The sequence below is a fragment of the Streptomyces sp. NPDC059256 genome, from assembly GCF_042753785.1.
In the GTDB taxonomy this organism is placed as follows: Bacteria; Actinomycetota; Actinomycetes; order Streptomycetales; family Streptomycetaceae; genus Streptomyces.
Window position 1 is genome coordinate 342,284 of record NZ_JBHYZO010000002.1, and the last position, 23,255, is coordinate 365,538.

Sequence of the window (23,255 nt, forward strand, 5' to 3'; positions counted from 1 at the left end):
GCTGAATTACTGCTTCCCGCAGTTCGAGGCCAGCTTCTGCTCGTCCTCCGACAGGGTGGGGCCCGGCGCAGGAGACGGAGAGGCCGTGGACGGCGTGCTGACGTTCGTCTGGTCGACGTTCTGCTCGGTGTTCTGCTTGGCGTTCTGGGTGGCGGGCACTCCGGTCGTGCCGCCCGCCTCGCCCTCACCGGGCGGCGCCGCACTCACACGATCGGCCGCATCGCGACGCTGCTCCTCCTTCTTGCAGGCGGAGGCTTGCGCGGCGAGTTCACTGATCTTGGAGCGTGCCTTGCCGAGACTCTTCTGGGTGATCGTCGCCTCGACCTGCTTGCGCTGGTAGGGCGGGAGGTACTTGAGTTCGATCTCGGGGTGGTTCTTCTTCACCTTGGAGAGCGAGACCCAGGCCAGATCCTGGCTGATGCCCTGGTAGAGGGCGACGTTCTCGCCCTCGGTGCCGACGTAGTACTGCGTCTGCGTCCAGCGGTAACCGCCGTAGAGACCGCCGCCGACCACCGCGAGCGCGAGCCCGATGAAGAACGATCTCTTCAACCAGGAACGCCCCCGGTTGGGCTTGTTGAAGTCGTCGTCGTTGTACGCGTCGTACGAGCCACCCGGAGGCATTCCGCCGTACCCCGGGTCCTCACCACTGCCGGGCGGGCCGAATCCCCCGCTCTGCGGTGGGACGGGACGCCCCAGCCCTGCCGCGCGCCCCGCCGGGGTCTGCATCGCTCCACCGTCGTTCAGCTGGTGCTGAACCTCTGCGACCGCACCGACGACGACCGGCGTGTCACTGAGCTGACCGGCCAGGGTGTCATTGGAGTCGGTGTCGAGGACATCGGCGACGATGCAGGTGATGTTGTCCGGTCCGCCGCCACGCAAGGCCAGCTGGATCAGGTTCTGGATGGTCTCCTGCGGGCCCTGGTAGCTGGCGAGGGTCTCTTCCATCGTCTGGTGGGAGACCACGCCCGACAGGCCGTCGGAGCAGATCAGATAGCGGTCGCCCGCACGGACCTCACGGATCGACAGATCGGGTTCGACGTGGTCACCGCTGCCGAGCGCACGCATCAGCAGCGAACGCTGCGGATGGGTGGTGGCCTCCTCCTCGGTGATCCGACCCTCGTCGACGAGTCGCTGCACCCAGGTGTGGTCCTGGGTGATCTGCGTCAGCAGACCGTCGCGCAGCAGATAGGCACGCGAGTCACCGACATGGACCAGGCCGAGCCGCTGGCCCGTCCAGAGCAGGGCGGTGAGCGTGGTGCCCATGCCTTCGAGCTGGGGGTCATCCTCGACCATCTGGCGCAGCTGGTCATTGGCCCGCTGTACGGCCATCCCCAGTGACGTCAGCAGATCGGATCCGGGCACGTCGTCGTCGAGCGTCACCAGCGTGGAGATCACCTCCGACGAGGCGACTTCACCCGCCGCCTGACCGCCCATGCCGTCGGCGATCGCCAGCAGCCGGGGCCCGGCATAGCCGGAGTCCTCGTTGCCCTCGCGGATCATGCCCTTGTGCGATCCGGCGGCGAAGCGCAGAGACAGACTCATGCGCACCTCGCCCGTCGGCTCGGGGTACAGCCGGTCTCGCGCCACACTGCCCACCCTCCGGTCGGGAGCCGATCCAGGTCCGCTTTCGGGACCGCGGCGGCTCGCTCGCTCCGCTCGCGCGCTGTCATATGTCCTACTACTTCCGCAGCTCGATGACGGTCTTGCCGATGCGGATCGGCGCGCCCAGCGGAATCGGCGTCGGAGTGGTGAGCCGGGTCCGGTCGAGATAGGTGCCGTTGGTGGACCCGAGATCCTCGACGATCCACTGGCCATCACGGTCCGGGTAGATCCTGGCATGCCGGCTGGACGCGTAGTCGTCGTCCAGCACGATTGTTGAGTCGTGGGCCCGACCCAGGGAGATGGTCTGGCCCTGTAGCGCCACCGTAGTACCGGTGAGGGTGCCTTCGGACACCACCAGCTTGGTCGGCGCCCCGCGGCGCTGACGTCCACTCGGTTGTTGCCGCTGCTGCGGTGGCGCGGCGGTTTGACGCGCCTGCTGCGGTCGCGCGTCGGCATTGCGGCGTGAACCGCGCTGCGTGACCCGCGTACCGAACAGATCGCTACGAATGACCTGAACGGCCACGATCACAAAAAGCCACAGAACGGCCAGAAAACCTAGCCGCATGACCGTAAGGGTCAGCTCTGACATTGCCCCCGCTTCACCCTTCGGCTTGCCGGTAAACGATGGTGGTGCTGCCCACGACGATCCGCGAGCCGTCGCGGAGCGTAGCGCGGGTGGTGTGCTGTCCGTCTACCACGATGCCGTTGGTGGACCCGAGATCCTGGATCGTCGAGGGCGTTCCGGTCCGGATCTCACAGTGGCGACGCGATACGCCGGGGTCGTCGATGCGCACATCGGCGTCGGTGCTGCGACCGAGGACCAGCGTCGAGCGGGAAATCTGATGGCGGGTGCCGTTGATCTCGATCCAGCGCCGCACCTGCCCCCCGGGCAGCGGTCCGGGGCTGCTCGCCGGGCGGCGGTCCCCGATCGGCGTGGGACCTGGACGGCCGCCAGGAGGCGGGGCGTCCGGCATGGGCGGTGCTCCGGCGGGGGCGCCGCCGACCGCGCGGGGCGGATAGCCGTAGCCGCCGGCGTCGGTGTCGGGACCACCGGGAGTCTGTGAGGTGCTCGACGCGAGGGTGCGGCTGCGCACCCGGTAGAGGCCGGTGTCGAGATCGTCGGCCTTCTCCAGATGGACCTTGATGGGGCCCATGAAGGTGTACCGCTGCTGCTTGGCGTAGTCGCGGACGAGTCCGGCGAGCTCGTCGCCCAACTGGCCCGAGTAGGGACTCAGCCGCTCGAAGTCGGGTGTGCTCAGCTCGACGATGAAGTCATTGGGGACGACTGTTCGCTCGCGGTTCCAGATCGTCGCGTTGTTGTCGCACTCGCGCTGGAGGGCGCCGGCGATCTCGACGGGCTGGACCTCGGACTTGAACACCTTGGCGAAGGTGCCGTTGACCATGCCTTCGAGCCGCTGCTCAAAACGCTTCAGGACTCCCATCGGGCACCTCCTCCATTGCTGCCGTCCTGATACTGCTTACTGATCGTATCCACGCGTCGGGAAATCGGCTGGTTCCCCTTGTCTGCACCGTCGATGAGTGTCACCTCTCACACGGATCGTAGAGGCGGCTCTATGACAGTGTCCCGCACCCGGGGTACGCCGAGGAGGAGCGGGTGCCCGACCTTCCGCGGCGTCGGTGTCGCTTGCCGTCTTCCATAGTCTCTCCGTTGTCCGGTACTCGATGCATCCGCCGCTCTGCCGCTGGTCCTGCCCTGTTCCCCTCCGGGTTCCCCCTCGGGTATGCCCGCTCAGAGGCTGGTCAGAGCCTGAGGAGCGGGTGTCGGTCGAAGTCGGCGCCTTTTCGGTGCCTGCTGCCGGCTTGCAGTTGTCGGGCCACGGATGCACCGCTCGCCCGCACTTTGTACGGCCCGCGGGATCACCTCTCTCACCTCTCCGGCCTCTGGGCCCGCTCGTTCTGGGGGACGGGCTCCGCGGTCGGGGACCTGTTCGCCCCCGCGCCTTGTTTCCCGTTCGTGCCACGGTTGTGCCCCGGTTGTGGGGACCGTGACGAATCGGTCGCCCTGCCGGGTGCCCCGAGCAGCGCACTCGATGCGGCGCGCTCGGTGGCGAAGATCGCCGGGCGCTCTGTCGCCCCGGGGCACCATCCGGGTCCGCTGTGCCCATGCTTTGCCCCCGGCTCCTCGGCTCCCCGCCCCGGCTCCCCCGGTTTCCGGCTCTCCCGGATACCGGCTCTTTGTGGTTTGGGCCGGCCGTCGGCGTTCTTCTCCTGAATCGGTCTTCGATCCAGGTTCCGCCGCTGCGCGCCGGCGTCGGTGCCCGCCCGCTGCGGGCCCTTGGCCAGGAGCCGTTCTGGTCTTGTGCACGAGTGGCCGCGAGCGGGTGCGAGGCGCTCACTTCCTCGCGCTCTGCTCAGTGCCCGCACCGTCCCGACCGCTGGTGGTGCCCGGTGCCGGCCCACTCCGCCATCGCCTGTTCGCCCGTGCCGGAGGTCAAACATTCGGATTCGAATCCACCCTGTGCACCGTGCTAATCTTCTGCATGTCGCCAGGGGACACACCAGGCCGGTGAAGATCCGAGTGGCAAACACCCAATGCGCGGGTGGCGGAATAGGCAGACGCGCTGGATTCAGGTTCCAGTGCCCGAAAGGGCGTGGGGGTTCAACTCCCCCCTCGCGCACCATGAGATTCGATGAAACGGGTCTCCACAGTGACGAAAGTCGCGGTGGAGGCCCGTTTCTCGTATGTCGCCACTGCCGGGGGCAACCTGGCGGGATGAACAGCCGACAACCGGGACGAACGCTGACAACAGCGCCACGTCATGCGAGGAGACGGCTGAAGCGCGGTGGGGGCACATGATCCAAGACCGCTCCGCGGACCGCACACATCCACGTCGATGATCAGGGCTCGGCAGCGCGACGTTCGTCTATGGGGGAGGGGACGAAAGTCGGCCGAGGGTGATCCGGGCCCTTGTCTATGGTGCGGAGGTGATTGTCTTTGGAAAGGTTCTGGCCACCTTGAGGGCGGGTTGGATCTGGCTCATCGGGCCCGATCTGCACACTCCGCCCCCAGGCGCACCGTCGGTGACCCGGCGACGCACCGCCGGCGAAGTGGTGCTCGCGGTGGTGCTCTCGCTCCTGGCCGCCGGGATCGAGGACCTGGTCCAGACCGACGGGCTGCTGCTCGCGCTCACCGCGGTCGGGGCAGCCGTGCTCAGCCTGCTGCGCCGCCGGCTGCCCACCCTCGTGCTGATCATCACGGCTGCCGTGGGGGGCCTGGCAGCCGGCTTCGCGCTGCTCCTGACCGTGGTCGCCTGGTCGGCCGGGCGCCGGATCGTGGGCGCGGGACGGGCACTGGTGGCCTTCACGATCGCCTACGTCCTGTTCGTCGGCTCCTCACTCCTGGGTGCCTGGTCGGAGAAGATGCCGCTGACCCTGGCGCTGCTGACCACGCTCTACTTCCTGGCCACCGCGGTCGTACCGGCCCTCGCCAGCCGCTACTGGAGCCAGCGGCGGACTCTGCTGCACGCCCTGCAGGAACGCAATGCGCAACTGCTCTGGGAGCGCCAGATGGTGGCGGGGCAGGCCCGGCTTCTGGAACGCCAGCGGATCGCCCAGGACATGCACGACAGCCTGGGGCACCAACTGGCGTTGATCTCGGTGCATGCGGGCGCGCTGGAGGTGGATCCGGAGCTCACCGAGCGACAGCGCGAGGGGGTCGGAGTGCTGCGGACGGCCTCGGTGGCCGCCATGCACGAACTGCGGGAGGTCGTCGGAATCCTGCGGGACGGGGTGCACGCGCCCACCGGACCCGTGGATGAATCAGGGCGGGCCGTACGGGGCACGGCGGGCATCGAGAGCCTGGTCGAAGCGGCCCGGGCCGCCGGTAACACGGTGAAGCTGCGGACCAAGGGGGAGCTTCGGCCGCTCGCCGCCGCGGCAGATCACGCGGCGTACCGGATCGTTCAGGAAGCACTCACGAACGCCTACAAGCACGCCCCCGGTGCGCCGATCGCCGTGGAGTTGCGATACGAGCCGGATTCCCTGGTCGTGGAGATCGTCAGCGCCGCCGCACCGCAGGAGCCCGACGAGGTGGTCAGCGGTGGGCAGGGGCTGACCGGTCTGCGGGAGCGGGCCCGGCTGGTCGGGGGGATGGTGCACGCCGGCGCCCTCGATGACGGAGGGTTCCGGGTGGCGGGCGTCCTGCCGTACGGAGTGGTGGAGGCGACGCCGTTGGTCGCGGTGGAGGACGACTTCCACCAGCAGGCGCCGAAGGCCGTAGCCGCGGACGGCGTTCCGGTCCTGGACTGGGGCGCCGGCGGGATGGCGCCGATGATGAGCAAACTGGACGGCAGAGTGGGCAGGGGGCGCGCCGGGGGGATCGGGCTGGGCTGCGGGATATCCCTGGCAGCCCTTCTGATCCTGGTGGTCGTGGCCGTGGTGGGGGTCTTCTTCCTGTTGAGCACGGTGACCGAGGGAATGATCGACCCCGAGCAGTACGAGCAGGTCCAGGTCGGGGACGACGAGGACTCGGTACGGAAGCAACTGCCGAGCGGCGACACCATCGCAACCTTGGGGCTGGACGGCAAGGGACCCAAGGCTCCAAAGGGCTCCGCGTGTCTGGTGCTGATGTCGTCCGAGGTGGGTAGCGCCATCGATTCCGAGCCTGTGTTCCGCTTCTGCTTCAAGAACGGCAAGCTCGTGGAGAAGAAGGCGTACGAGGTCGGACGTTAGTGGGGCCACCCGCTGGGTCAGGTCGTGGGAAGGGGCGGGTCACCTTCGTCGACCGTCGACCGCTGACGATGCCGATCTGAGGGGTGGCCCACGGGGCGGGTCCGGTGGGACCGGGGCATACCGTGGGGTCCGGTTGGTCCTGCCGCGATCCTGGGAGCAGCCGGCAGGGGGTGCCCTTGGTCGATGCCCTGGGGATCCGTGGAGAAGGTCGGCGCTGCTGCGTTCCGGCGGAGAGTACGGGGTTGGATATGACGGGGGCGCCGATTCGTGTGGTCATCGCTGACGATGAGCCGCTCATCCGGGCCGGAATTCGAATGATCCTCACCTCCGACCGAGAGATCGAAGTCGTTGCCGAGGCATCGAACGGGCGGGAGGCGGTGGACCTCGCCCGACTGCACAGCGCCGATGTGGTGCTGCTCGACATCCAGATGCCGGTCATGGACGGGCTCACCGCGATGGGCGAGTTGCGGCGAGCGGTTCCCGACACCAGGGTCATCATCCTGACGACCTTCGGTGAGCGGGACAACGTACTGCGGGCCCTGGAGTCAGGAGGCGCGGGCTTCCTCCTGAAGGACACCGCGCCTGCCGAACTGATCGGAGCTGTCCGGGCGGCCGTAGCGGGAGATGCGTATCTCTCTCCTGGCGCAACCCGGCATGTGGTGGACCAGCTCGCCACCGGTCGGGCCGCGGCTCGCGGTGAACAGGCTCGGTTGAGGGTGGCCGGGCTCAGCGTTCGGGAACGGGATGTCCTCGCGTTGCTGGGAGAAGGACTCTCCAATGCGGATGCGGGAAGGCGCCTCCATATGAGCGAGGCCACGGTGAAGACCTATGTGAGTCGGATCCTGGCGAAGCTGGACTGTGACAACCGGGTGCAGGCTGCTTTGCTGGCGCGCGACGCCGGACTGGGCGACTGATTGCTGATCGGGATCGTTGGCACACATCGTCTCGGGGCGGGGGTTCTGGTGGGGGCCAAGCTGAGCTGCATGGTCTTCGATCGGCCGACAGGAGCCGGTCACCGCCAGCGATGGGTCGGCTCTGGACGGACGGCTGGTGGAGAACCTCATCCGGGGTTTGACTGGGTCCGGGACGCGTTGGGTTCGCTGGGTCGGATGTTGGCTGTTTCACGTGAAACGTTTGATGGCCGCTCCAAGGCAGTGGGATCGGCACTTGGCATGTGAGATGTAGAGCGACGCCGTCGGATCGAGGGTGGAGAACATGAGCTTCTGGCCGGGTGATCACCGTGGTGAATGGGACCTGTCAATGGTTATCCACAGGGGGAGACGGTCGCCGGGCGCCGGGGGTACGGTCAACTCGGTTGATGTTGGCAGTGTGACGACATAGGGGGGATCGCACGATATGGGCGACGGCAAGGGCGTTCCTGGGAAGCGAACAGGCTCCACCGAGGGTGCGAGTGTCGCGGAGGGCGATGCTCAGGGTGTTGCCGTGGTGGGAGATGGGCGCATTCCGCAGGTACCGGGCTTTTCGTGGCGCACCGGTAGTGAGCCGTCCACCGACGGGGCGGGAGTGGAGGCTCGGCCATCGCCCAAGCAGGAGGGCAAGGGGCTGCGGAGTCGTGTGCCACGGGCGTCACACGATTCCCTGGTGCTCGCCGTGGGGCGTCCTGATGCCGTGAAGGCCGTGGAGGAGTCCAGCCAGGGGCGGGTCCCCGAGCTGACACCGATACGCGTGGGGAGGATGGCCGCCTCCCCCTTCGCCTTTCTCCGTGGGGCCGCCGGTCTGATGGCCCATGACCTCGTGGGCACGCCCATGACCGGCATATCCGCCCAGCTCTGTGGCGACGCCCATGCTGCGAACTTCGGTCTCTACGGAGATGTTCGCGGGCGCCTGGTCATGGATCTGAACGACTTCGACGAGACCGTTGTCGGCCCTTGGGAATGGGATGTGAAGAGGCTCGCCGCCTCTCTCGTTCTTGCCGGACGGGTCGCGGGGGCCAGTGAGGGCGTCTGCCGCGATGCCGCCTTCGATGCCATGGGTGCCTATCGACGGACCATGCGGCTGCTGGCGAAGCTTCCCGCGATGGAAGCCTGGAACGCGATTGCCGACGAGGAACTGGTCTCCCACACCGATGCGCGTGATCTGCTCGGTACGTTGGAGCGAGTCTCGGAGAAGGCGCGCAACAACACGAGCGCACGGTTCGCAGCCAAGGCGACGGAAGTGGTCACCGACCGCGCGGGTGAGGCCAGAAGGTTCGTCGATGCGATACCGGTCCTGCGAAGGGTCTCGGACGCGGAGGCAGCGGCCGTGGCGTCGTCTCTGGAGCAGTATCTGACCACGGTCGCGGAGGATCGGCTTCCCCTCCTCGCCCGCTATGAGATCCACGATGTCGCGTTCCGTGTGGTCGGCACGGGCAGTGTTGGTACGCGGTCCTATGTGGTCCTGCTCCTTGACCACCTCGGTGATCCGTTGGTGTTGCAGGTGAAGGAAGCGCGACCTTCGGCATTGCTTCCCCACCTTGCCGCCTCCGGGTTCCAGGCGCCTGAAGTGGACCATGAAGGTCGCAGGGTGGTGTGTGGACAGAAGCGCATGCAGGTGGTCAGCGACATCCTGCTCGGTTGGACGACGGTCGACGGGCGGCCCTTCCAGGTACGGCAGTTCAGAAACCGCAAGGGCAGTGTGGATCCCGCCGCGCTCACGCCTGCTCAGCTCGATGACTACGGACGGATGACGGGTGCCCTGCTGGCCCGCGCGCATGCCCACAGCGCGGACCCGCGGCTGATCGCCAGCTACTGCGGAAAGAGCGAGGAACTGGACGAGGCGCTTGCCCGGTTCGCGGTGGTTTACGCGGACCGTACGGAAGAGGATCACGCAGACCTGCTGACGGCGATCAAGGGCGGACGAATAGCCGCCGAGTTGGGTGTGTGAGTGAGCTGACGCCTGGCCGGGCGACTCCAGGAGTCGGCGCGGTGGGGAAGCCGGCATAGGGGAGCGTCTTGAGGAGTCGGCGCTGAGGGTGTGGTCGGGGCAAGCCCGTGGGGCTATGGGCTTGCCCGCGACGTTCGCTCTGTTGAGCCGAGGCCCCCTGGTAGAGCGCGTCGTGGTGGAGGCAGCAGCGGGGGCAGGGGGAGAACACGGTTCCCGACAGGTGGCCGGCCACCAGTGCACTGGGTGGTCTGCGGCGTCGAGGAGCGGTTCCAAGGAATTCTCGGCCCCCTCGACAAGGGGAAATCGGGGTGTTCCGAGCGCCTTTCGACGGAGGGTGAGAAGGACAGCGCTGCAAGATCGGAAAGCGAGGCCCTAGGCTGGGCGGGTGACCCAGGGTGCCTCCGGGGGGCAGACGTCCCGGAATGACGAAGTGCAGGACACGCGACCACGGCCGGAAGACCGGCTGGAGAAGGCGGTGCGCGCTGCCGAACAGGCGCTGATCGAATTTGAGATCGCGCTGGAGACGTTCCGGGTGGAGATCGAGAACTTCTCTCGACTGCATCATCAGAAGCTGGGCCCCATGTACACCAGGCTGGACGAGCTGGATGCCTTGATCGCCGAGGCTCAGGCTGCCCGCACGGGTGACCCGGATGATCAGCGCAAGGCCCAGGAAGCCCGAGCCAGGGTGATGCCGATGCCCGGTGTGGACGAGCTCTTCCACGGGTGGATGGACTCCGAGGGCATTCCCCCCGAGGCTGCGGCGATGCTCAACGACCAGCCTGTGCGGGCGCCCAAGCGAGTACGGCCCAGCGAAGAGGCCCGCAAGCTCTACCGCGAGCTGGCACGCAGGGCGCACCCTGATCTCGCGCAGGACGAGCCTGAGCGCGAGCGCCGGGAGGAATTCATCACCCGGGTGAACGCCGCCTATGCGCTGGGCGATGCCGAGGCGCTGCGGACGCTTTCCGAGGAGTGGGACGCAGGTCCTGCCCCCGTCGAGGAGCGGCAGAGCGAGGCCGAGGAACTGTACGCCCGGCTGGAGTGGCTGTCGCAGCGCAAGGAAATGCTCACCGCTGTCGCCAAGGAGTTGGAGGAGAGTGCGATCGGCGGAATGCTGCGTCTGGCTCCCGATGACCCGGACCGACTGCTTGAAGAGATCGCCGAGCAACTCCTCGCACAGGTCGCTGAACGGGAGAAGGAACTGTCGCGACTGGTGGAGTAGCTTTTCCAGGGGTGGCCGGTCCAAGCGGCACCTTGCGTGGTGTTCCCATTTCGCTGCGTTTCGACGAGAGAAGGCTTGACCATGAATTTCGCTCCGCTGCCCTCGGTGGATGTCGCGGCGGTGCCGTCCGACGGGCTGGTGCTCGATGTCCGGGAAGCCGAGGAGTGGGCTGCCGGACATGTCGACGGAGCACTGCATGTGCCGATGAGCGACTTCGTGGCGCGCTTCGGTGAGGTGACCGAGGCCGTTGCGAACGGGCGCCGGGCCTTTGTGATGTGTCGGGTGGGAGGCCGTTCCGCACAGGTCACCCAGTACCTGGTGCAGCAGGGGATCGATGCGGTGAACATCGAGGGCGGCATGCTCGCCTGGGACGGCGCGGGCCGTCCGATGGTCACGGACAACGGGACCGAGGCCCACGTCTTGTGAGCTGCGGAACGACCGTGGCGGGGGTGGTTCCGGGGGTTCGCCTCCAGGGGTCCGAGTACATGGGCCGTGTGCCGCAGGCACTGGCTTGGACGATGGGGTCAGCAGATCAACGCTGAGGCGTTTCTGTACTACGAGGCGTCGCCCGGACGTCAGCGATCGAAGTCCAACACCACTTCTGGTGTCGCCGGGTGTGATTGGCACGCCAGTACATAGCCCGCCTCGGTCTCCTCCGGCTCCAGGGCGAAGTTGCGGTCCATCTGGACCTTGCCCGAGACGAGGAAGGCCCTGCACGTGCCGCAGACGCCACCCTTGCAGGCATAAGGCGCATCGGAGCGGCTGCGCAGGACGGTCTCCAGCAGCGAGTCTCCTTCGCGCACGGGCCAGGTGCCCGACCGACCGTCGAGGGTCGCCGTGAGGGAGGCATGAGTGGGCGTCGCTACCGGCGCACGAGCGGGCGAAGAACCATCGTCCACATGGAAGATCTCCTGATGGATACGGGCTCGCTCGACTCCGAGTCCGCGTAGCGCTCGCTCGGCGCCCATGACCAGCCCAAAGGGTCCGCAGAGGAACCAACCGTCCACGTCGGTCACCGGAAGCAGGGCGGGTAGTAGTGAGGCGAGTCGTGCCTCATCGAGGCGGCCCGATGGCAAGCCCGACTGCTGCTCCTCCCGGGAGAGCGTGGTGACCAGCTGGAAGCGCTGAGGAAAGCGGTCCTTGAGGTCTGCGACCTCGTCGAGGAACATCGTCGACCCCACCGTGCGGTCACTGCGGATCAGACAGAACCTGGCTTCAGGTTCGCGCTCCAGCAGGGTCGCTGCCATCGACAGCACAGGTGTGATTCCACTGCCACCGACCACCGCCGCGAAGTGGCCGGGCCGCGGGGTCAGACGGAAGCGACCCATCGGGGGCATCACCTCGACGGTGTCCCCGACCGCCAGTTCCTTCAGTGCGTAGGTGGAGAACTCCCCGCCTTCCACCATGCGGATGCCCACCCGTAGACATGGTGCGGCAGTTGCGGTCGATGCTGGGGAGCAGATCGAGTAGGTGCGCCGTATCTCCTCGCCCTCGACCACACGACGCAGTGCCACATGCTGCCCGGGGGTGTGGCGAAAGGTCTCGGACAGCTCCGGGGGCACTGCGAAGGTCACGGCCGCCGAGTCATCCGTGAGTTGCTCGACCGCACTGACACGGAGCGCATGGAACATCTCACAACTCCTTGAAGTGGTCGAAGGGTTCACGGCAGGAGACACAGCGCCGCAGAGCCTTGCAGGCGGTGGAGGAGAACCTGCTGAGCAGTTCGGTGTCGGTCGATCCGCAGCGGGGACAGCGCACGGAGAGAGCGAGCGCAACGGGTTCGTCCAAGGCGTGGGGTCGCGGTGGCGCTATCCCGAACTCGGCGAGCTTTCGCCGTCCTTCGGCACTGATGTCGTCGGTGGACCAGGCGGGGGAGAGGACCCGCACCACAGAGACCTCCGCCATCCCGTGCTCATGGAGGACCCGCTCGATGTCCGCGGTCATCGCCTCGATCGCCGGGCAACCCGTGTAGGTGGGAGTCAGCTCCACCACGACCTTGCCGGGGCCGGTGAGCTGCACTCCGCGCACCACACCCAGCTCCCCCAGTGTCACCACCGGAAGCTCGGGATCCGGTACTGCGCCCGCCAGGCTGCGGAGCTCTGCCTCCAGCAGGGTGTCGGTCACCATGACGCCCCCGGGTGACTTCGGTGGAGATGCTGCATCTCCGCGAGCATCCGTCCGAACGACTCGGTGTGCAGACCCTGACGACCTGCCCCTGCCGTCCAGCCCCCCGACCGAGGGCCTGACGGCACGGTGAGGGTCGCCTGCTCCAGGGTGGCCGACACCGACCTCAGCCAAGCCGCCTCCAGGGCGTCCCAGTCGACGGCCAGCCCCTCAAGGGGCTCGAACATCTCACCGGTGAAGCGCCACAGCGCCGTGCACGCCTGCTGCATCCGCTCATGGCTGTGTGCCGTCCCATCTCCGAGGCGCAGGGTCCACTGCTCGGCGTGGTCCTGGTGGTACGCCACCTCCTTGACGGCTTTCGCGGCGAGGCCGCCCAACTCTCCCTCCACGGAGACGAGCTGCCGGTACAACTGGTGCTGCCAGACGGAGAAGTAGAGCTGGCGGGCGATGGTGTCGGCGAAGTCGCCGTTCGGCTGCTCGACGAGTTGAAGGTTGCGGAAGTCGCGCTCCTCACGCAGATACGCCAACTCGTCCTCGTCCCCCACGAGGGAGAGCAACACCCGGGCCTGGCCCAGGAGGTCGAGTGCGATGTTGGCCAGCGCCACGTCCTCTTCGAGGACGGGAGCGTGACCCGCCCACTCCCCCAGCCGCTGGGAGAGCACCAGCGCATCGTCGCCGAGGGCGAGTGCCGCGGCGTTCACCGTGGTGGTCACAGGTGCTTCACCCCGTCCGGGATCTCGTAGAAGGTCGGGTGCCGATACGCCTTGTCGGCGGCGGGCTCGAAGAACGGGTCCTTCTCGTCGGGGGACGATGCCGTGATCGAGGTGGAGGGAACCACCCAGAGGGAGACGCCCTCGCCACGTCGGGTGTAGAGGTCACGGGCGTTGCGCAGGGCCATCTCGGCATCGGGAGCGTGGAGACTGCCTGCATGGGTGTGGGACAGCCCGCGGCGGGGACGGACGAAGACTTCCCACATCGGCCACTCGGTCGAGCTGCTCATGGGGTTGCCTCCTGTACGGGCCGTTCCGCCTGGTCCTGCTGTGGTTGAGGCATCTGCTGCGGTTGGGCTCCGCGCACGGAGTCCCCACCGCGGGGCGCGTGCTTGTCCGCGTAGGCCGCAGCGGCCTCACGGACCCATGCGCCCTGCTCATGGGCTGTGCGCCGCTGTGCGAGGCGCTGTTCGTTGCACGGTCCGTTTCCCCGGAGGACGGCCTGGAACTCCGCCCAGTCGATCGGGCCGAAGTCGTGGTGTCCCCGCTGCTCGTTCCACCGCAGATCGGGGTCGGGCAGCCGGAGCCCGAGCGCCTCTGCCTGGGGGGCGGCTATGTCGACGAAGCGCTGGCGCAACTCGTCGTTGGAGTGGCGCTTGATCTTCCACGCCATGGATTGCGCCGAGTGGGCGGACTCGTCATCCGGTGGGCCGAACATCATGAGGGAGGGCCACCACCAGCGGTTCACCGCGTCCTGCGCCATCTCGTGCTGTGCCGGGGTCCCTCGGGAGAGCGTGAGAAGCAACTCGTAGCCCTGGCGCTGGTGGAAGGACTCCTCCTTGCAGATGCGGACCATCGCACGGGCGTAGGGGCCGTACGAACAGCGGCACAGCGGCACCTGGTTGGTGATGGCCGCGCCGTCCACCAACCAGCCGATCGCTCCGACGTCGGCCCAGGTCAGCGTGGGGTAGTTGAAGATGGATGAGTATCGCTGACGGCCGGCGTGGAGCTTGTCCAGCAGTTCGTCGCGGCTGACCCCCAGCGTTTCCGCCGCACTGTAGAGGTACAGCCCGTGTCCTGCCTCGTCCTGGACCTTCGCCATCAGGATCGCCTTACGGCGGAGGGAGGGCGCCCGCGTGATCCAGTTCGCCTCGGGCTGCATGCCGATGATCTCGGAGTGCGCGTGCTGCGCCATCTGACGGATCAAGGTCGCCCGATAGGCGTCCGGCATCCAGTCGCGTGGCTCGATGCGCTCGTCGGCAGCGACGGCTTGGTCGAAAACCGCCTCATAGCCGTCTGCCGCATCCACCGTCACTGCGGTCATCCGAACCCCCTACCGACCGATCGTTCGGTTCATTGACTTCAATGGTGAGTCGCTGCCCCTTAAGGTGTCAACCCTGTGGATGACCGAGGGTGGGGCGACGCGGGATCGGGGCGGGATGCACTCGTACGACAGCGGTGGCACCAAGGGCGCCGACGGCCAACGGCCCCGAGATTCGGCCGATCGGGTGGACGGGCCCCCTTCGAGCCCTGCTGAGCAGCACAAACGTCCGCTGAATCGACGCTTGGACTCCAATGGGAGCCCTGCGGAGTCCCCTGTGGATACCGAGTCGGAGCCCGGGGCCCCCGCCGCTCCGGAAGAGAGTGCCGCGGAGGGGGTGGATTCTCCGGAGACGGCCGGATCGGGCGGTGTCCCTGCCGATCCACTCCCCGCCGATCCACCCACTGCCGAATCCGGGACCCGGATACCGGCGGCGGATCTTCACCCGGCCGCCGACGGCTCCACGGCCCACCTCGACACCGTACGAACCCCCTCGGGCCGAGCCGACGTGCCCGAGTCCCTCAGCGGCAGCGCCACCACTCCGCAGCGCTCGGCCCCTACGGATGGCTCCTGGCAGAAGGAGACCGGCGCTCCCCACTCCCTGCCGCCCTCCGTCGGGGCATGGGGCGCAATCCCACCCCAGCAGGCGCAGGCATCCGCCCCGTCACTGGAGGCGACCCGTCCGTCCCGACCCGGCTCCGCAGTACCTGAGGGCCCCATACCTCCCCCCGGCACCCCCGCCGTCATGCCGCCGATGGACGGCACCGGTGGCATGGCGGCCCTCTCACGCCCTTACCAGGCCATCCTCGGTGCGGCTCTCGCACTGATCGCCCTGCTCGCCTCCACGCACGTGGCCATGGTCTTTCTGCATGTCGCACCCTCGAACACGGTGACCAAGGAGTACGGCAAGGCCGTCGACGCCTGGATCTACCCCGAGTTCGAGCAGAACTGGAAACTCTTCGCTCCCAACCCGCTCCAACAGAACGTCTCCGTACAGGTGAAGGCGGAAGTGCGAAGGGCGGACGGCGGACGGATCGTCACCGAGTGGATCGATCTCACCGCCGAGGACAGCGCGTCGATACGCGGAAATCTGCTGCCCAGCCATGTCCAGCAGAACAAGCTGCGGCGGGCTTGGGACCTCTACTCCAACTCCCACGATGACCAGAACCGTCCCAACGGGCTTCGTGGCCGGCTCTCCGAGAGCTATCTGAAGCGCATCGCCCTGGTGCGCCTTGAAGCACACGACCTTCGCGGAGTGGTCGAGCGCGTCCGCTTCCGTGCGACGACCGTCCTGGTCGAAGCTCCGAAGTGGAGTGACGAGCAGACCGACACCCGGCCGTCCCATCGAGAACTGCCGTGGTGGACGATCTCCGCCGATGACCGTCCGGGCGAGGACGGCGAGAAGAGCGTCGAACGTACGGAGGCGGGCCGATGACCCACCCTTCCCGCAGCCGGATCGCCGACGCCGTGCAGACGGTGACCTCGATGGCGATGGGGCCCTACCAGACGGCCGTCGTCCGGATCGGGTTCGCCGCCACCTGGTTGCTGTTCCTCCTGCGCGAATTCCCCAACCGCCAGGCGATGTACGGTCCGGACGCGCCCTGGAGCTGGGAGATGGGGCGCCAGCTCATTTCCGGCAACGACGCCTTCACCACCCTCATGTGGTCGGACGGCGGACTGTGGTTCGAGACCGTCTATGTGATGTCGGTGCTCTCCAGCGCCCTGCTCATGGTCGGTTGGCGCACCCGCACCATGTCCGCGGTGTTCATGGTGGGCGTGCTCTCCTTGCAGAACCGCTCCATCTTCATCGGCGACGGCGGCGACAACGTCATCCATCTTGTGGCCATCTACCTCGTCTTCACCCGCTGCGGACAGGTCTGGTCCTTGGACGCCCGGCGCGCTGCCCGCACGGCCGAGGCACCGCCCGGCAAGCACTCCTCCGACGACGTCGGCCCCGCCCTGTGGATGGTCCTCGGCACCTTCCTCCTGATCGGGACCTTCCTCAACCAGACCGGCTGGCACGTCCTGCTGCTTCTGTGGGCCCTGTGGGCGGTACAGGGCGTCTGGTGGCTGCTCGGGCGGTACTCCCCGAACGGTCAGCCGCGTCTCCTGCTGGACGCCATCGCCAACCTCTGCCACAACGCCGCGCTGCTCGTTGTCATGGCGGAGGTATGTCTGATCTATGCCACCGCCGGTTGGTACAAGGTCCAGGGGTCTCGCTGGCAGGACGGCACCGCGCTGTACTACCCGCTCCAACTCGACTACTTCACGCCTTGGCCCGCCCTCTCCGATCTGCTGGCATCGGGGGGCGTGATGGTGATGGTGCTCACCTACGGCACCGTCATCGTGCAGGTCGCATTTCCCTTCACCCTCTTCAACCGGCGCGTGAAGAACGTGCTCCTCGCGGTGATGATCCTGGAACACGCCGCCATCGCCGTTCTGCTCGGGCTGCCCTTCTTCTCGCTCGCGATGATCGCCGCCGATGCGGTGTTCCTGCCCACCGCCTTCCTGGTGTGGCTCGGGGCCAGGGCGGCCCGAGGCCGGTCCCGAGTGAGCTCCCGCTTCCGGAGGGGCCGGGTGCCCGATCACACGGAGGGACAGGAGCGTCCCAGCCCGCAGGGGGCGCCTCCCGCGGGGCATGAGGTCATGGCCAAGGCGGCGCCCGAGCCATCGCCCCAACCCCCGTAACCTGGGCAGATGAGCGACGACGACACCATCGAAGCGGTACGGCGCTGGCAGGAGACCCTGCCGGACGCGGTACTGCTCGACGGGTTCCACGCCCTGAAGCACGCTCTGCGCTTCGGTGCCGAGGTGCAGATGGCGCTTTCCAGCGACAAGGGCGCGGTCCTCGCTCTCGCGGGCGACCTGGCCGGTGACGTCGGGGAACGGGTGCAGGACTTGGTACGGGAAGTCCCAGCCGCCACCCTGCGGGAACTCCTCCCACGCGTGCATCCCACTCGGGTCGCGGCGCTCGCGACCCGGCCCAGCCGTGCCGTGAACGTGAGCACCCTGGAGCGGCTTCCGAGGACATCGCCCGTGGTCGTCCTCGATAATCCGCGCAATCTGGGGAACGTCGGCGCGGTGGTCCGACTCGCTGCCGGCTTCGGCGCCACGGGGGTCGTCACCACCGGCGACATGGACCCCTGGCACCCGAATGCCGTCCGAGCGGGTGCCGGACTGCACTACGCCACTGCCGTCGAACACCTCCCTGCTGACGGGCTTCCACCTGGTCCGCTCTATGTACTCGACCCGGAGGGAAAGGACATCCGATCGGTGTCCATTCCTGATGACGCCCTGATCGCCTTCGGCTCCGAGCGCCATGGCATCTCGCCCGAACTCCGCGACCAGGCCACCGAATTGCTCGCCCTGCCGATGCGGCCCCAGGTGTCCAGCTACAACCTCGCTACCAGCGTCGCCATGACCCTCTTCCACTGGGGTGGCCCGGCGCTCCAGACCACTGCGGACGCCGAAGCGCGCCACTGAGCGAGGTACCGGGACCGCTTGGCCCGCTTGGCCCGCTTGACCCGCGTGGCGCCGAGGCGCCGATGTGCCGATGTGCCGATGGCGCCGGCGAGGTCGGGCCGGCTGGGCGACGGGGGAGCGCAGTCCCGGCGCAAGAGGTCGTGCGGGGCAGTGGTGGCCGCCCCGCACGATGCTCAGGCTTGCCGCCGGACCTCCACCACGCGGAATCGGTTCGAGACGAACGCCCCGTCGCACAGGGCGGCGTTCGCCGCGGGGTTGCCTCCCGATCCATGGAAGTCCGAGAACGCAGCGGTCTGGTTCACATACACCCCGCCCGTCAGGTTCAGCGATAGCTGCGCCGACTCCTCCAGACAGACATCCTCGATCGCCCGCTCCACCTCCGGCGAGGTGGTGTAGGCGCCCACCGTCATGGCGCCTTGGTCACGAATGGTGCGCCGCAGCAGTTCGACCGCGTCCGCGGTCGAGTCCACTGCCACCGCGAAGGACACCGGACCGAAGCACTCCGAGAGATAGACGGATTCGGTCTCGGGCTTGCCCCCGTCGAGCTTTACGATCGCGGGCGTCCGCACAACCGCCTCGGGAAACTCAGGATTCACGATCGTCCGGGAGCCCAGCGCCACTTCTCCCAGCTCGGCGGCGCCCTCCAGACGCCCTCGTACGTCCTCGTTGACCAACGCACCGAGCAGGGCGTTCGCACGGGCGTCATCACCGAGCAGGCCACTCACCGAGGCAGCGAGATCGCCGACGACGTCGTCGTAGGACTTGGGGCCGACGTCCGTGGAGATGCCCTCTTGGGGGATGAGGAGATTCTGCGGGGTGGTACACATCTGCCCGCTGTAGAGGGACAGGGAGAAGGCCAGGTTGGACAACATGCCCTGGTAGTCGTCGGTGGAGTCGATGAGGACGGTGTTGACCCCCGCCTTCTCCGTGTACACCTGGGCCTGACGGGCGTTGGCCTCCAGCCAGTCACCGAAGGCACTGGACCCCGTGTAGTCAATGATCTTGATCTCGGGGCGGGTGGCCAGGGTCTTGGCGATGCCCTCACCGGGACGCTCCACGGCGAGGCAGACCAGATTCGGATCGAACCCCGCCTCGGCGAGCACCTCACGAGCCACGCGCACGGTGAGGGCCAGCGGCAGCACCGCCCGGGGGTGTGGTTTGACCAGCACGGGATTGCCGGTGGCCAGCGAGGCGAACAGCCCGGGATAGCCGTTCCACGTGGGGAAGGTGTTGCAGCCGACCAACAGGGCAATGCCCCGACCCGCCGTGGTGAACGTCTTGCTCAGCTTCAGGGGGTCCCGCTTGCCCTGGGGCTTTGACCAGTCAGCCGCGGCTGGTGTCCGGGTCTGCTCCGCATAGGCATACGCAACCGCCTCCAGACCACGGTCTTGTGCATGGGGACCGCCCGCCTGGAACGCCATCATGAACGCCTGGCCGCTCGTGTGCATCACGGCGTAGGCGAACTCGTGCGTACGGGCGCTGATGCGGGCCAGGACCTCCAGACAGAGCAGTGCCCGGATCTCCGGCCCGGCGGCCCGCCAGGCCGGCATCGCCGCGCGCATCGCAGGAAGGAGCACCTCGATGTCGGGATGGGGGTACTCGATGGCCAGCTCGGGTCCATAAGGGGAGGTCTCGGCGCCGGTCCAGCCGTCGGTGCCCGGCTGGTCCAGGTCGAATCGGGTGTGGCGGAGCGCTTCGAAGGCCGCGATCCCATCGGCCGGCGCGCTCTCGCCGTATGCCTTGGGGTGCTCCGGATGAGGGGACCAGTAGGCACGGGTGCGGATGGCTTCGAGGGCCTGGTCGAGCGTGGCCCGGTGGCTCTCGGTCAGCCGGGTCTCGGTCAGCTGCATGACGGACCAACTCCTCGTCGAGCTGGGCAGGAACGGAAGGACAGAGTTAGAGTAACCGAACGATCGGTCGGTACAAGGGGGCCTGCCAAACCTGTGGATAACTCATCCGGGAGGATCACTCCCATGACTGCCGACGAGCAGAGCGCAACTCCTCCGGCACCTGCCGTCCCCACGGAGGGGCGCACCCTGCCCGGCGATCTCGGCCGAACGATCCCGAGCGCGCCGAACGCCGACCCACCACAGACGGTCCTGCCCCAGGCGGGCTCGGAACCGGCTGCTGCGCGCCCGACCGCCCCGCGCGATGGCCGCGCCCCGGTGGGCGTCCCGCTGGACCCCGCCCGCCCCGTTGCCGTCGTGGGTACGGGGACCATGGGACAGGGAATCGCTCAGATCGCCCTTGCCGCAGGCCATCCCGTACACCTCTATGACACCGCGCCGGGACGAGCGGCCGAAGCCGCAACCGCGATCGGCGCCCGAATCGACCGGCTGGTGGCCAAGGGGCGAATGGCCCCTTCCGAACGGGATGCCGCCCTCCCCCGGCTCACCGCGGCGTCGGAACCGTCCGAACTCGCCGGCGCGGGTTTGGTCATCGAGGCCGTCGTCGAGGATCTCACCGTCAAGCAGGAGTTGTTCCGATCGTTGGAGGACGTCGTCGCGGACGACTGTCTGCTCGCCACGAACACCTCCTCCCTCTCCGTGACGGCCATCGCCGGCGCACTTCGTCTCCCCGGCCGCTTCGTGGGCCTCCACTTCTTCAATCCGGCGCCACTGCTTCCGCTGGTCGAGGTGGTCAGCGGCTTCGCCACGGCACAGCAATCGGCCGCTGATGCCCTGGCAACCGTCGCCGCCTGGGGCAAAACCCCTGTGAGCTGCGCCGATCTACCCGGCTTCATCGTCAATCGGGTGGCGCGGCCGTTCTACGCGGAGGGGTTCGCCCTCCATGAGGACCGGATCGCGGACCCCGCCACCATCGATGCCGTGCTGCGGGAGTCGGGCGGATTCCGGATGGGTCCCTTCGAGCTGACGGACCTGATCGGTCAGGACGTGAACGCGGCAGTCACCCGTTCCGTGTGGGAAGCGAACTTCCAGAGCCCGAAGTTCACGCCCTCACTGAGTCAGCGACGGTTGGTGGACGCCGGCCTGCTGGGGCGCAAGACCGGCCGCGGCTGGTACGACCACACGGAGGGTGCGCCCAGCCCCGAGCCGCAGGTGGCAGCGCCCGCGGAGCCGCCTGCGTACGTCATCGCCGAAGGGGGACTGGGTGCGGCTGCCGCACTGCTGGAACTGATCTCCGGGTCGGACGTCCCTTTGCGTCGAGGGGACGAGGCCGTACGGAGCCAACTGGTGCTTCCCGGTGGGGGCCGACTGGCGCTCACCGATGGATCCATGTCCGGAGAGTTCGACGATCTGGTCCACTTCGACCTCGCCTTCGACTACCGCGAGGCCACCCGTATCGCGCTCGCACCCTCTCCCCGTACCTCCGAACGCACCCTCCGTGAGGCGATCGGCCTCTTCCAGGCCCTGGGGAAGCAGGTCAGCGTCATCGGGGACGCACCCGGGATGATCGTGGCCCGCACGGTCGCGATGCTGATCGATTTCGCCGCCGACGCCGTGACCAAGGGGGTCGCCACCGAGGACGCCATCGACACGGCGATGAAACTCGGCGCCAACTATCCACTCGGCCCACTCGCTTGGCACCGAAGGCTCCCGCCGGACTGGGCGCACACCCTGTTGCAGAATGTGCACACCCGGATCCCCAGCGGTCGCTACGGGCCCGGTCTCGCACTCTTCCAGCACCCTCACACCGGTGCCGGCAGGCATGCAGAGGGCGGCCCGACGACCGGTGGCCGGTGGGGGAACGAAGCGGGCCACACAGGTCCCGGGCGCAGCGGGAACAGAGGAGCGAACGGATGACCACGGCCAAGCGCGACACGTACACCCCGGAGACATTGCTGACCGTCGCCGTACGGATATTCAACGATCGCGGCTACGACGGCACCTCTATGGAGCACCTCTCCCAGGCGGCCGGGATCTCCAAGTCCTCCATCTACCACCACGTCTCGGGCAAGGAGGAGTTGTTGCGCAGGGCGGTCAGCCGGGCGCTCGACTCGTTGTTCGCCGTGCTGGAGGAGCCGGGTGCCCAGCGGGGGCGGGCCATCGAGCGGGTCGAGTACGTGACCCGCCGCACCGTGGAGGTGCTGATGGCGGAGTTGCCCTATGTGACGCTGCTCCTGAGGGTGCGGGGCAACACCAAGACCGAGCGGTGGGCCCTGGAACGGCGCCGGGAGTTCGACCAGCGGGTCGCCGATCTGCTGAAGGCGGCGGCAGCCGAGGGCGATCTGCGGGGGGACGTGGACATGCGGCTGGCGACCAGGCTGCTCTTCGGGATGGTGAACTCCCTGGTGGAGTGGTACCGACCCCACCCGGGCGGCGGTCATGACGTCCAGCTCGCCGAGACGGTCGTACGGCTGGCCTTCGACGGGCTGCGTACGGACGGGACCGCCGGCCACGCCTGATCCACTGTGGCGCCCCGACGCGAATGGCTTTCCGCAGCTCATCGAGGTGTCCGATGCCGGCCGCTGCGTCGTCCAGGGCCGGACCGCGCAGCCGCGAGGGTCACTGCTGGGAACAGCGCCCCACCTGCTCTGAGAGGTCTTAGACGGGCTCCTCGCCGGACGTGGAGAGGGTGGGCGTCATCGGGTGGAGGTCCGTCTCCTCGAAGACCAGCAGGGTGCGCGTGGACAGGACCTCGGGGATGGCCTGGAGACGGGTGAGCACCAGCTCGCGCAGGGTGCGGTTGTCCGGGGCGTGTACGAGGAGCAGTACATCGAAGTCGCCGCTGACCAGGGCGATGTGCGCCGCGCCCGGCAGGGCCTCCAACTGTTCGCGGACCGTACGCCACGAGTTCTGGACGATCTTGAGCGTGATGTACGCGGATGCTCCCTGCCCCGCCCGTTCATGATCGACCCGGGCGCTGAAGCCGCGGATCACGCCGTCGTGGATGAGCCTGTTGATCCGTGCGTACGCATTGGCGCGGGAGACGTGGACGCGTTCGGCGACCGAACGAATTGAGGCACGACCGTCGGTTTGAAGGATGCGCAGGATGTCACGGTCGATGGGGTCCAGCGCGCGAGACGGAGGGACCCGTCCGCCGTGGTCCCCGCCTTCAGCCATTTGTTCAGCTGCCATATCCCCCCGCCTCCCCAGCATGGACGACCGGTTTCCATCACAGGTTGTGGAGAACCGTTTGTCCACAGGCTGAAGCCGCCTGTAGCCAAATTGCGCCAACGACCGAACAATCGGTAGGTGAGGCGCGCCACATTCGGGCCGCTTCGTCATCGCTCCCACGAGGAGGTGCTCGCATTGCGCAA

At 67.8% G+C, this 23,255-nt stretch carries 20 protein-coding genes and 1 tRNA gene; 11 read left to right on the forward strand and 10 right to left on the reverse strand.

Going from position 1 to position 23,255, the window contains the following annotated elements:
- Positions 1–6: 6 nt before the first annotated feature.
- From ACFXJL_RS06055 to ACFXJL_RS06065, 3 genes are all read right to left on the reverse strand, one after another.
- Entirely contained in the window at positions 7–1,542 is a 1,536-nt protein-coding gene (locus tag ACFXJL_RS06055; protein ID WP_358876962.1) for a PP2C family serine/threonine-protein phosphatase, read from the reverse strand.
- A gap of 136 nt (positions 1,543–1,678) precedes the next feature.
- The gene (locus ACFXJL_RS06060; protein ID WP_329021284.1) at positions 1,679–2,191 is read right to left on the reverse strand and encodes an FHA domain-containing protein; all 513 of its coding nucleotides are present in this window, start codon (positions 2,189–2,191) and stop codon (positions 1,679–1,681) included.
- A 10-nt stretch (positions 2,192–2,201) separates the two neighbouring features.
- Entirely contained in the window at positions 2,202–3,044 is an 843-nt protein-coding gene (locus ACFXJL_RS06065; RefSeq protein WP_358876961.1) for a DUF3662 and FHA domain-containing protein, read from the reverse strand.
- A gap of 1,113 nt (positions 3,045–4,157) precedes the next feature.
- Here ACFXJL_RS06065 and ACFXJL_RS06070 point away from each other — a divergent pair.
- From ACFXJL_RS06070 to ACFXJL_RS06095, 6 genes are all read left to right on the forward strand, one after another.
- Positions 4,158–4,244, forward strand: a tRNA-Leu gene (locus ACFXJL_RS06070).
- Positions 4,245–4,548: 304 nt separating this feature from the next.
- Positions 4,549–6,294, forward strand: coding sequence for a sensor histidine kinase (locus tag ACFXJL_RS06075; RefSeq protein ID WP_384689589.1), 1,746 nt, complete (start codon positions 4,549–4,551; stop codon positions 6,292–6,294).
- A 248-nt stretch (positions 6,295–6,542) separates the two neighbouring features.
- Entirely contained in the window at positions 6,543–7,208 is a 666-nt protein-coding gene (locus tag ACFXJL_RS06080; RefSeq protein ID WP_329021288.1) for a response regulator transcription factor, read from the forward strand.
- Positions 7,209–7,650: 442 nt separating this feature from the next.
- A complete protein-coding gene (locus ACFXJL_RS06085; RefSeq protein ID WP_358876959.1) occupies positions 7,651–9,177 on the forward strand; it encodes a DUF2252 domain-containing protein in 1,527 nt (508 codons plus the stop codon).
- A gap of 385 nt (positions 9,178–9,562) precedes the next feature.
- Positions 9,563–10,396, forward strand: coding sequence for a hypothetical protein (locus ACFXJL_RS06090; RefSeq protein ID WP_384633977.1), 834 nt, complete (start codon positions 9,563–9,565; stop codon positions 10,394–10,396).
- Positions 10,397–10,477: 81 nt separating this feature from the next.
- Entirely contained in the window at positions 10,478–10,822 is a 345-nt protein-coding gene (locus ACFXJL_RS06095; protein ID WP_384633974.1) for a rhodanese-like domain-containing protein, read from the forward strand.
- A 149-nt stretch (positions 10,823–10,971) separates the two neighbouring features.
- Here the strand turns inward: ACFXJL_RS06095 and ACFXJL_RS06100 are convergent, their stop codons facing one another.
- The 5 genes from ACFXJL_RS06100 to paaA are packed head-to-tail and all read right to left on the reverse strand — an operon-like array spanning position 10,972 to position 14,554.
- Complete coding sequence (locus ACFXJL_RS06100) at positions 10,972–12,027, reverse strand: 2Fe-2S iron-sulfur cluster-binding protein (RefSeq protein ID WP_384689592.1); 1,056 nt, start codon at positions 12,025–12,027, stop codon at positions 10,972–10,974.
- Between the two features lies 1 nt (position 12,028).
- Entirely contained in the window at positions 12,029–12,523 is a 495-nt protein-coding gene (paaD, locus tag ACFXJL_RS06105; protein ID WP_358876956.1) for a 1,2-phenylacetyl-CoA epoxidase subunit PaaD, read from the reverse strand.
- Positions 12,517–13,233, reverse strand: coding sequence for a 1,2-phenylacetyl-CoA epoxidase subunit PaaC (paaC, locus tag ACFXJL_RS06110; RefSeq protein WP_384689595.1), 717 nt, complete (start codon positions 13,231–13,233; stop codon positions 12,517–12,519). Before paaC ends, paaD begins: the two co-directional genes overlap by 7 nt.
- The gene (gene paaB, locus ACFXJL_RS06115; protein WP_358876954.1) at positions 13,230–13,520 is read right to left on the reverse strand and encodes a 1,2-phenylacetyl-CoA epoxidase subunit PaaB; all 291 of its coding nucleotides are present in this window, start codon (positions 13,518–13,520) and stop codon (positions 13,230–13,232) included. Before paaB ends, paaC begins: the two co-directional genes overlap by 4 nt.
- Entirely contained in the window at positions 13,517–14,554 is a 1,038-nt protein-coding gene (gene paaA, locus ACFXJL_RS06120; protein WP_384689598.1) for a 1,2-phenylacetyl-CoA epoxidase subunit PaaA, read from the reverse strand. The genes paaB and paaA overlap by 4 nt, the downstream gene beginning before the upstream one ends.
- 274 nt (positions 14,555–14,828) lie before the next feature.
- Here paaA and ACFXJL_RS06125 point away from each other — a divergent pair, with 274 nt between their 5' ends.
- Genes ACFXJL_RS06125 through ACFXJL_RS06135 form a run of 3 tightly spaced genes read left to right on the forward strand, consistent with a single transcriptional unit; the run spans position 14,829 to position 18,034 of the window.
- Positions 14,829–15,986 (forward strand): DUF5819 family protein, encoded by a 1,158-nt coding sequence (locus tag ACFXJL_RS06125; protein WP_384689601.1) that lies wholly within the window; start codon positions 14,829–14,831, stop codon positions 15,984–15,986.
- Entirely contained in the window at positions 15,983–17,239 is a 1,257-nt protein-coding gene (locus ACFXJL_RS06130) for an HTTM domain-containing protein (RefSeq protein ID WP_384689604.1), read from the forward strand. Before ACFXJL_RS06125 ends, ACFXJL_RS06130 begins: the two co-directional genes overlap by 4 nt.
- A gap of 9 nt (positions 17,240–17,248) precedes the next feature.
- Positions 17,249–18,034, forward strand: coding sequence for a TrmH family RNA methyltransferase (locus tag ACFXJL_RS06135; protein WP_384689607.1), 786 nt, complete (start codon positions 17,249–17,251; stop codon positions 18,032–18,034).
- A 173-nt stretch (positions 18,035–18,207) separates the two neighbouring features.
- Here the strand turns inward: ACFXJL_RS06135 and paaN are convergent, their stop codons facing one another.
- Entirely contained in the window at positions 18,208–19,884 is a 1,677-nt protein-coding gene (gene paaN / locus ACFXJL_RS06140) for a phenylacetic acid degradation protein PaaN (protein WP_384689610.1), read from the reverse strand.
- Between the two features lie 123 nt (positions 19,885–20,007).
- Between paaN and ACFXJL_RS06145 the strand changes: the two genes are divergently transcribed.
- The gene (locus tag ACFXJL_RS06145) at positions 20,008–21,798 is read left to right on the forward strand and encodes a 3-hydroxyacyl-CoA dehydrogenase (protein WP_384689613.1); all 1,791 of its coding nucleotides are present in this window, start codon (positions 20,008–20,010) and stop codon (positions 21,796–21,798) included.
- Positions 21,795–22,400 (forward strand): TetR/AcrR family transcriptional regulator, encoded by a 606-nt coding sequence (locus ACFXJL_RS06150; RefSeq protein ID WP_329021305.1) that lies wholly within the window; start codon positions 21,795–21,797, stop codon positions 22,398–22,400. Before ACFXJL_RS06145 ends, ACFXJL_RS06150 begins: the two co-directional genes overlap by 4 nt.
- Positions 22,401–22,539: 139 nt before the next feature.
- On the opposite strand, the gene ACFXJL_RS06155 is transcribed toward ACFXJL_RS06150, so the two are convergent.
- Positions 22,540–23,073 (reverse strand): Lrp/AsnC family transcriptional regulator, encoded by a 534-nt coding sequence (locus ACFXJL_RS06155; protein ID WP_383532014.1) that lies wholly within the window; start codon positions 23,071–23,073, stop codon positions 22,540–22,542.
- Positions 23,074–23,255 lie beyond the last annotated feature (182 nt).

Coding starts and splice junctions, on each gene's coding strand:
- ACFXJL_RS06150 (WP_329021305.1), top strand. CDS start 21,795: ATGACCACGGCCAAGCGCGACACGTACACCCCGGAGACATTGCTGACC.
- ACFXJL_RS06060 (WP_329021284.1), bottom strand. CDS start 2,191: ATGTCAGAGCTGACCCTTACGGTCATGCGGCTAGGTTTTCTGGCCGTT.
- ACFXJL_RS06055 (WP_358876962.1), bottom strand. CDS start 1,542: ATGAGTCTGTCTCTGCGCTTCGCCGCCGGATCGCACAAGGGCATGATC.
- ACFXJL_RS06135 (WP_384689607.1), top strand. CDS start 17,249: ATGAGCGACGACGACACCATCGAAGCGGTACGGCGCTGGCAGGAGACC.
- ACFXJL_RS06130 (WP_384689604.1), top strand. CDS start 15,983: ATGACCCACCCTTCCCGCAGCCGGATCGCCGACGCCGTGCAGACGGTG.
- paaN (WP_384689610.1), bottom strand. CDS start 19,884: ATGCAGCTGACCGAGACCCGGCTGACCGAGAGCCACCGGGCCACGCTC.
- paaB (WP_358876954.1), bottom strand. CDS start 13,520: ATGAGCAGCTCGACCGAGTGGCCGATGTGGGAAGTCTTCGTCCGTCCC.
- paaA (WP_384689598.1), bottom strand. CDS start 14,554: ATGACCGCAGTGACGGTGGATGCGGCAGACGGCTATGAGGCGGTTTTC.
- ACFXJL_RS06095 (WP_384633974.1), top strand. CDS start 10,478: ATGAATTTCGCTCCGCTGCCCTCGGTGGATGTCGCGGCGGTGCCGTCC.
- ACFXJL_RS06145 (WP_384689613.1), top strand. CDS start 20,008: ATGACTGCCGACGAGCAGAGCGCAACTCCTCCGGCACCTGCCGTCCCC.
- ACFXJL_RS06100 (WP_384689592.1), bottom strand. CDS start 12,027: ATGTTCCATGCGCTCCGTGTCAGTGCGGTCGAGCAACTCACGGATGAC.
- ACFXJL_RS06080 (WP_329021288.1), top strand. CDS start 6,543: ATGACGGGGGCGCCGATTCGTGTGGTCATCGCTGACGATGAGCCGCTC.
- ACFXJL_RS06155 (WP_383532014.1), bottom strand. CDS start 23,073: ATGGCAGCTGAACAAATGGCTGAAGGCGGGGACCACGGCGGACGGGTC.
- ACFXJL_RS06065 (WP_358876961.1), bottom strand. CDS start 3,044: ATGGGAGTCCTGAAGCGTTTTGAGCAGCGGCTCGAAGGCATGGTCAAC.
- ACFXJL_RS06085 (WP_358876959.1), top strand. CDS start 7,651: ATGGGCGACGGCAAGGGCGTTCCTGGGAAGCGAACAGGCTCCACCGAG.
- paaD (WP_358876956.1), bottom strand. CDS start 12,523: ATGGTGACCGACACCCTGCTGGAGGCAGAGCTCCGCAGCCTGGCGGGC.